This window comes from Pseudomonas sp. NY11955, assembly GCF_048068035.1.
Lineage (GTDB): Bacteria > Pseudomonadota > Gammaproteobacteria > Pseudomonadales > Pseudomonadaceae > Aquipseudomonas.
In genome coordinates this window covers 280,912-288,808 of the sequence record NZ_JBLUPS010000008.1, presented here as the reverse complement: position 1 = coordinate 288,808, position 7,897 = coordinate 280,912, and the positions used below count along the sequence as shown (strand labels likewise).

The window sequence follows — 7,897 nt, the reverse complement described above, 5'->3', positions numbered from 1 at the left end:
GCGTTTATTCCGTCCTGCCTGGAAGGTCAGTTGGTGATGGCGGCCAAGGCTGATGGCCTGGTGACCCTGCGCGAAGATCGCTGGCACTGGCTGAGCTCGCAGTTCTCCGCCCACAGCGCCTACCTCATGGACTTTGAGGTTGGCTGGCTCAGCTACGGCGGCAAGGACAGCGAGCGTCTCGTCCGCCCCGTCCGCAGCCTCATCCTTCAGTAATTCACCCCTTCATTCCTTTCCTTGCAGGCGATTCCGGGTTCGTCAGGACGACGATCAGACCAGAAGCGCGCCGGGAAGCGCCGGCCGCCTGCACCTAATTCCATCAGGAGCACCCCATGGAGAAAGTCAGCATCAGCATTGACGCCAATGTGGCGTCCCGAATCATCCAGCGCGAGTTCAGCCGCCTTCTCAATTACACGGCGCTTGATACCGTGCCTTCTGGCGTCCCGGCCCTGGGGTCGTACTGGCCAGGGCAAGGCGGCTACAACGCCGGCCTGGTGCGCGGCGAGAATGGCGCGCCGGACTATTACCTGATCGTGCCACTGCTGACCGAGCAGGTTCGCGCTGAATGGGGTGGCCGTGGCGAGGAGTGCGACGGCGCCACCAGCATGAGCGACGGCCTGGCCAATACCCGGGCCCTGCTGGCCGACAGCAATGAGCACCCGGCCGCCAAGCTAGCCAGCGAGTTCACCGCTGACGGGCATAACGACTTCTACCTGCCAGCCCGCCGCGAGCTGCAGGTGGCCGAGGCGAACGTGCCCGAACTGTTCGAAAAGGCCTATCACTGGTCGTCTTCGCAGTTCTCCGCCGACATCGCCTACTTCATGGACTTTGAGGATGGCTGGCTCAGCTACGACGTCAAGTACGACGGGCGTCTCGTCCGCCCCGTCCGCAGATTTATTCCGTAATCCAATTCTTCATTCCTGGGCGCCTCGGCGCCCTCGCTTTTAGGAAGCCAGGATGGCCATTCACACAGAGCTTGAGATCCACAAGGTGGCCGAGGAACTACTCGGCCTTTCGCTCGACCTGGTTCGAAATATCCCCCGCGATCTCAAGCAGGTCGTCGGCTCGAAGATCCGGGACGAATGCCTGCAAGCTCTGGTGTTGATTGGCCGAGCCAACATGGCACGGGACAAGCTCCCGCACCTGAACCTCCTACTCGAAAGCGTCTGGATGCTGAATTACCTGCTGCGCGCCCTCACCAACAAAGGGTTGATCAGCAAAGGTCAGCACGCCAAGGCAATGAAGCTCACGGCCTCCGTGGGTCGCCAGGCGAACGCCTGGAAGAAATCCGCAACCGCGTCCGTTGCTTGAGGGTTAAGGCCCTCCTGCCTGCACGCTGAATCTGGTCGTGCCGCTGATCTGTGATCACCGCCATGCGCACCACGGATACCGCCAGCAGATGCTGGCAGGTCCGGCGCAGTTTCCAGGCTGAGCAATCGTCCTGGCGACGTAGATAGCACGATAGGTCGCAGTTCTCCGCCAACAACGCCTACAACATGGACTTTGAGGATGGCTGGCTCAACAACAACGACAAGAACAACGAGCGTCTCGTCCGCCCCGTCCGCAGATTCGCCCGTTGCGAGCTTCACCTTCGAGGAATTGGCCCAGGCCTACTACGATTGCCGACGGCACAAGCGGAACACCGCGAGTGCTCGACGCTTCGAAGTGGACATGGAGATCAATCTCCTCGACCTATTCGACGAGCTCCAGGCCGGCACCTACCGCCCTGGCCGCTCAATTTGCTTTGTGGTCACCAGGCCAAAGGCCCGCGAGGTGTGGGCCGCCGACTTCCGCGACCGCATCGTGCACCACCTGTTGTACAACCGCATCGGCCCCGCCATCGAGCGCAGCTTCATAGCGGACAGCTGCGCCTGTATCCCAGGGCGCGGCACGCTGTACGCCGGCAAACGCATGGAAGCGAAGATCCGCAGCCAGACGCACAACTGGTCCCGGCCCGGCTTCTACCTCAAGTGCGACCTGGCCAACTTCTTCGTGTCGATCGACAAGCGGGTATTGGCCCGGCAACTGGCCATCCGAATCGACGATCCGTGGTTTAGGCAGCTTGCCCTACAGGTGCTGATGCACGACCCGCGAGAGAACTACGTCGAGCGCAGCCCGGCGCACCTGTTCAACCGGGTGCCGCAGCACAAGCGCCTCACCGCGCAACCGTCGTACCTAGGCCTGCCCATCGGCAACCTGTCATCGCAGTTCTTCGCCAACGTCTACCTCGACGCCCTGGACAAGTTCTGCAAGCACACGCTCAAGGTCAAGCACTACATCCGCTACGTCGACGACTTCGTGCTGCTGCATGAGTCGCCGCAGCAGCTGAATGACTGGCTCAGCCAGATCGAAGACTTCCTGCCCAGCCTGGGCGTCAGGCTCAACCCCTCGAAGACCATCCTGCAGCCGATTGACCGCGGCGTGGACTTCGTCGGGCATGTGATCAAGCCCTGGCGGCGTACCACTCGCAAGAAGTCGGCTGCCCAGGCCATGAAGCGAACTGCTGCCGCGCCAGCAGAGAACCTGCGCGAGACGGCCAACAGCTACTTCGGTCTGCTTGGCCAGGCCAGCCACAGCCAGAAAGACCGCGCCGCATTAGCCAACCTGGTTCTGCGGCGCGGGCATGTGGTCAATGCCGCACTGACGCAGACCTACCCGAAGCGAAAGCGCTGACCGCCAGCACATTCCCCTAACCAACGATAACGACTCACGCCAACCGGCGAGGAACGCCCATGTCTGCATTTCAGAAAAAGAACTCGCTTGATTTCAAAACCCAGTACGGCCTTGGCTTCGACCCGCAAGACGATGAGATCGTGGTTGACTACTTCTGCGGTGGCGGCGGCGCCGGTACCGGTCTGGAGATTGGCCTGGACCGTCCGGTGACCGTGGCCAAAAACCACAGCCCGGCAGCCATCAGCATGCACACCGCCAACCACCCCGCGGCGCGACACTTCACCACCGACGTGTTCGAGGGCGACCCCGACGAGGAATGTCAGGGCCGCGCCGTGGGCTGGTTCCACATGAGCCCGGATTGCACCCACCACAGCCAGGCGGCCGGCGGCCAGCCGCGCAAGCGTGAGATCCGTAACCTGTCGTGGATCGGCCTGAAGTGGGCAGGCAAGAAGAAGCCACGGGTCATCAGCCTCGAGAACGTGAAGCAAATTTTGCAGTGGGGGCCGCTGATGGCGAAGCGTGACAAGACGACCGGCCGGGTGATGAAACTGGACGGCACCGTGGCCGCCGTCGGTGAGCGCGTACCAGTGCAAGAGCAGTTCCTAGTGCCCGACCCGAAGCGACGCGGCATCACCTGGCGGCGCTTCGTGCAGCTACTTGAGGGCATGGGCTACCAGGTGGAATGGAGGATCATCAAGGCCTGCGACTTCGGTGCGCCGACCAGCCGGGAACGCCTGTTCATGATCGCCCGCTGCGATGGTCAGCCCATCGTGTGGCCAGATCCAACCCACGCCAAGAACCCCAGCAAAGGACAGCAGAAGTGGCGCACCGCCGCGGACTGCATCGACTGGAGCGTGCCGAGCAAGAGCATCTTCGGGCGCAAGAAGGAACTGGCAGCCGCAACCCTGCGCCGTGTAGCCAAGGGCATGAAGAAGTTCGTGCTGGACAACCCGCAGCCATTCATCGTACCGATCGCGAATTGGTCCGGTGAGTTGGCCCAGTCAGCCCATGAGCCGCTTCGCACGGTCACCTCCTGGCCCCGCGGCGGATCATTCGCAATGGCCAGCCCCGTCATACTGCCTGCAACCCACCAGGGCGCCGACCGTGTGAACGACCCAGGCGAGCCGCTGGCCACTGTGACTGCCGCTAACCGCGGGGAGCTGATGATGGCCAGCCCAGTTATGGTTGGGGCCGGCGGCCCGGTGTATGCCGGTAAGCCAGTAGCTGCTGACCAACCCATGGGCACCCTGATGACCCAAAGCCACCGCGCCCTGGCATCGGCGCACCTGGTGAAGTTCAGATTCAACAGCGAGGGCGCGGCCATTACCGACCCGGTGCCGACCATTACGAGTGGCGGCAACTACAAGCGCCCTGCAGGTGCGGCCCATGCCATGGGCGTGTGCACGGCCTTCATCGAACAGGCCAACGGCGGATTCAACACCACGCCAGCCAAGGGAGCGGACGAGCCACTGACCACGGTCACCAACACCGGCAGCCAGCAGCGCCTGGTGACGGCCAGCCTGGCAACGCTGCGCCGCAATTGCATCGGCCGCGCGGTCGACGAGCCGGTGCCGACCATGACCGCCGGCGCCGAGCACCACGCCCTGGTCGAGTACAAGCTGTCGCCAGAGCACGAGGAAGGCGCCCTGCGTGTGGCCGCGTTCCTGATCAGCTACTACGGTACCGAGAACATCAGCGCCTGCGACGCACCTGCACCGACGGTGACCACCAAAAACCGCCTGGGCCTGGTCACCGTCTTCGTGAAGGGCGCGCCATATGTGATCGTCGATATCTGCCTGCGAATGCTCCAGCCGCACGAGCTCTATCGAGCGCAAGGTTTCCCGACCAGCTACATCATCGACAAGGGCGCCGACGGCAAGCCGTTCACCAAGACTGAGCAGGTGCACATGTGCGGGAACAGTGTCAGCCCACCGCCGATGGCTGCACTGGCTCGGGCAAATGATCCATGGAAGGTCGCAACGCGCCAGGCGGTGGCAGCATGACCCGCCTCGCCCTCTGCCTCCTGCTGCTGGCCACCCTGGCCGGCTGCGAACCGATGACGCCAGCACAGGCTGCGCGGCAGAAGCTGGTCAGTCCAATGCGTGGCACAACTGTCGAGCATGACGACGCCCGAGCCGTGACCTGTTGGAAGTGGTCAGCAGGCGGCGGTGCCGGCGCGGCAAGCGGTCTGTCCTGTTTACCCGACTGGATGCTGCATGGCCCGGACCAGGCCAGCAACGAACGCCAGCTCTCCCCGCACGAAGCCCAATCCGAACCTACACCCGCTCTGGCGCCTGGGCGCTGGATTGATGAGAGGTATGAGCTGTGAGAAAGATCGATTGGAGCAAGGCGCCCGAGTGGGCAGACGGGCACGGTCTGGTCGCCCACCACGGCATCACCGAAGTGTGGATCAACATGGACCAGTACGCGGTGGTCGGCGCCGAGGATCGCGACTATCCGTATGGCGGCGGCACCGGCGATAACCGGCACAACTTCACGCGCGGCCAGGTTCAGTACATCACGCCGCGACCGGCGCGCTGGGATGGTGAAGGTCTTCCGCCAGTTGGATCAGTTTGCGAGGCGTACGACGCTGAGCGCGACCTGTGGTGGCCTGGTCAGGTGCTCATGCACGGAAACAGCGATCATGCATTCGTTTCCGGGACGCCAGAGTGCTGGGGGACACTGCTGTGGGCCTCAATCTTCCGCCCCGTCCGCACGCCCGAGCAGATCAAGGCGGAAGAGCGAGAGAAAGCCATTGTGGAGATGGCCGAGACTATGCACGCGGCAACTGGCTTCGGCGTGAATCGGGCTGATTGCGAAGCGCTGTATGACGCCGGCTACCGCAAGCAGGTGGAATCATGCCAGGCCTGATCAAGGTGCAAACCTGCGACCTCGCAGGCAAAGCGCTGCTCTGGGCCGTCGAGTTGGTAGACGGCCCGATGCCGGCGGCGGCCGGCCAGCTGCAACTGCCTCTGGGTGGCCAGGCCATCGACGACGCGACCGGCGAGTATCTGATCCAGAAGCACGGCATGTGGATCGATCGCGGCTACAGCTGGCCCTGGCTGGCTTGCGTATCAGGGAATCCCCTAGATCGACAGCCCGGCGACACCCGGGCAGAAGCTGCAGCCCGCGCTGTGGTGCACCACGCCCGCGGCGAAACCATCAACGTGCCCAAGGAACTGATGGCATGATCCTGCCCCTGATGTACATGGCCTACCTGATCTACAGGGGGCCGCGATGAGCAAGAACTGCAACACCTGCAAATGGCTGGAGTGGGTTGACGGCGAAAGCGAGTCGGACACCGGCTTCACGTGCAACAAGCGTCATCAGCAGATGTGGGCCGACGGCCGCGAGCAAGAACTGCTCGACAACCTGGAGCGCGACGATTACCGCGCGCGGTACAAGCGCTGCTTCGAACCAGAAGCTTAACCCCTCCCCCTACTACTCAAGCCCGCCGACATGCGCGGGCGAGGATGAACTATGTCCGATATCACGGTGAAGTGCTCCCGTTGCCGCAACCAGCACAAGGAAAGCGAGCGCGTGCTCGCGCCCTGCAAATGGCTCAAGGGCGCCAACACCATGGTGTGCCCACGTTGCCGGTGCACCAGCTATTACCGGATCGAGCCTGCGCCTGCAGCCTGACCACCAACCTGCCGCCACCGGCGGCGTGGAGACCCACATGAACCTGATCGACTGCTACGTCACGAAGATCCTCGGCGAGCCGTACCGCAAGTTCGGCCACTGGTGGGTCGACGTTGAATACAACAGCTGGGGCAGCACCAGCAAAACACGGCTCATGTTCCGCACCGAGGAAGCCGCCCGGGCGGCGAAGGTCGGGCACCACTTCACGGCCTGAGGAGGCCCAGCCATGGTTCGATACAAGACCGTAGAACAGTTCTCTCGCGAATCCGGCTACACACCCGACGCCATAAGGACCAAAATTCGTGACGGCAAATGGCCGAAGCACATGGTCTGGCGCAAAGCGCCGGATGGAAGAATCCTAATTGACGTTGAGGGGTATTACTCATGGGTAGAGATGGGGGAGGCGTCAGGCCCGCGTCTTCAAGTAGTATCGAAATCACATTCCAATACCAGGGCGTCCGGTGTCGGGAGCGGGTCCAGCTCAAGCCCACCGCCGCTAACCTGAAAAAAGCCGAGCAGCATAAGGCTGCCATCGAGTACGCCATTTCAAACGGAACGTTCGACTACGCAGCCACATTCCCGCGATCAAAGCGCGCTGCCCAGTTTGCCAGGGTCAGCTCAAACCAGAATATAGGCGTCTACCTGGACGAATGGCTGGAGCGGAAAGCGAAGACCTTCAAATCGAGCACCACGGCCCTATACCGGTCAATCATCAGATCGATACTCAAGCCAATGTTTGGGGATCTGTCGCTCGGAGAGCTCAACAAGAAGGTAATCAAGGATCAGTTGTCCGATTACCAGGTTTCGAACAGTAGGCTGACCACAGTTCAGACCTGCTTTCGGTCGGCGCTCAATGACGCAGTAGAGGACGAAATCATTGAGAGCAACCCGCTTTCGGGGTGGGCATACAAGAATCGGGAGGAGATCAAGGAGGAGGATGACGTGGATCCGTTCACCCGGGAGGAGCAGGAGGCGCTGCTCAGGGCGGCGAGGGGGGATACGTGGGCTCAGCTGCAGTTCGCGTTCTGGACGGGCCTTCGCCCTAGTGAGCTAATCGCGCTGGAGTGGGGGGATATTGATTGGATCGCTGGGGAAATCCGAATTGTTCGAGCCAAGACCAGGGCGGCCAAGGTTCCCGAGTCGACCAAAACCGCATCTAGCCGGAGAACGATTAAGCTGCTCGGCCCTGCAAGAGAGGCGCTGCTCAAGCAAAAGGAGCTGACCTTCCTGGCCGGAAAGCATGTTTTCCTGAACACCATCACTGGAGAGCCATGGCGACATGCCGGCTACATCTACCGAGTGATTTGGATTCCAGCAATGAAAAAAGCGGGCGTGCGGTGGCGTCGCCCTTACCAGAGCCGACACACATACGCCTCGATGATGCTCAGCGCTGGCGAAAATCCAATGTGGGTTGCTCAGCAAATGGGCCACAAAGACTGGACCATGATCGCCAAGGTTTATGGTCGCTGGATGCCCTCCGCCGACGTGGGAGCCGGAGGCCGCGCAGAGGCTATTTTTGCGAGTAATGCCAGCGTTATGACAACATCATCTCTAGACCCCGCGCTGTAAGCCGAAAAGATCAAGT

Annotated in this window: 11 protein-coding genes and 1 pseudogene; all 12 read left to right on the top strand. The window is 62.0% G+C overall.

Going from position 1 to position 7,897, the window contains the following annotated elements; translation table 11 throughout:
- Positions 1-213: pseudogene (locus ACNFBR_RS17405) on the top strand (hypothetical protein); the annotation flags it as partial.
- A 116-nt stretch (positions 214-329) separates the two neighbouring features.
- A complete protein-coding gene (locus ACNFBR_RS17400; protein WP_416736058.1) occupies positions 330-902 on the top strand; it encodes a DUF1566 domain-containing protein in 573 nt (190 codons plus the stop codon).
- A gap of 52 nt (positions 903-954) precedes the next feature.
- Complete coding sequence (locus tag ACNFBR_RS17395; protein ID WP_416736057.1) at positions 955-1,308, top strand: four helix bundle protein; 354 nt, start codon at positions 955-957, stop codon at positions 1,306-1,308.
- Positions 1,309-1,662: 354 nt separating this feature from the next.
- Complete coding sequence (locus ACNFBR_RS17390) at positions 1,663-2,670, top strand: RNA-directed DNA polymerase (protein ID WP_416736056.1); 1,008 nt, start codon at positions 1,663-1,665, stop codon at positions 2,668-2,670.
- Between the two features lie 59 nt (positions 2,671-2,729).
- Positions 2,730-4,673: a DNA cytosine methyltransferase gene (locus tag ACNFBR_RS17385; protein WP_416736055.1), complete on the top strand. Its 1,944-nt coding sequence runs from the start codon at positions 2,730-2,732 to the stop codon at positions 4,671-4,673.
- Entirely contained in the window at positions 4,670-4,999 is a 330-nt protein-coding gene (locus tag ACNFBR_RS17380) for a hypothetical protein (RefSeq protein ID WP_416736054.1), read from the top strand. The genes ACNFBR_RS17385 and ACNFBR_RS17380 overlap by 4 nt, the downstream gene beginning before the upstream one ends.
- Positions 4,996-5,541 carry a hypothetical protein gene (locus ACNFBR_RS17375; RefSeq protein WP_012273085.1) on the top strand — a complete coding sequence of 182 codons (546 nt, stop codon included), beginning with the start codon at positions 4,996-4,998 and terminating at the stop codon, positions 5,539-5,541. The genes ACNFBR_RS17380 and ACNFBR_RS17375 overlap by 4 nt, the downstream gene beginning before the upstream one ends.
- Positions 5,529-5,861: a hypothetical protein gene (locus tag ACNFBR_RS17370; protein ID WP_301422720.1), complete on the top strand. Its 333-nt coding sequence runs from the start codon at positions 5,529-5,531 to the stop codon at positions 5,859-5,861. The genes ACNFBR_RS17375 and ACNFBR_RS17370 overlap by 13 nt, the downstream gene beginning before the upstream one ends.
- A gap of 46 nt (positions 5,862-5,907) precedes the next feature.
- The gene (locus tag ACNFBR_RS17365) at positions 5,908-6,099 is read left to right on the top strand and encodes a hypothetical protein (protein ID WP_028698342.1); all 192 of its coding nucleotides are present in this window, start codon (positions 5,908-5,910) and stop codon (positions 6,097-6,099) included.
- 51 nt (positions 6,100-6,150) lie between these two features.
- Entirely contained in the window at positions 6,151-6,312 is a 162-nt protein-coding gene (locus ACNFBR_RS17360) for a hypothetical protein (protein ID WP_416736053.1), read from the top strand.
- A 37-nt stretch (positions 6,313-6,349) separates the two neighbouring features.
- On the top strand, positions 6,350-6,526 hold the full coding sequence (locus tag ACNFBR_RS17355; protein ID WP_172402816.1) for a hypothetical protein: 177 nt from the start codon (positions 6,350-6,352) through the stop codon (positions 6,524-6,526).
- 170 nt (positions 6,527-6,696) lie between these two features.
- Positions 6,697-7,881, top strand: a complete 1,185-nt coding sequence (locus tag ACNFBR_RS17350; protein ID WP_416736052.1) for an Arm DNA-binding domain-containing protein — start codon at positions 6,697-6,699, stop codon at positions 7,879-7,881.
- Positions 7,882-7,897: the final 16 nt, after the last annotated feature.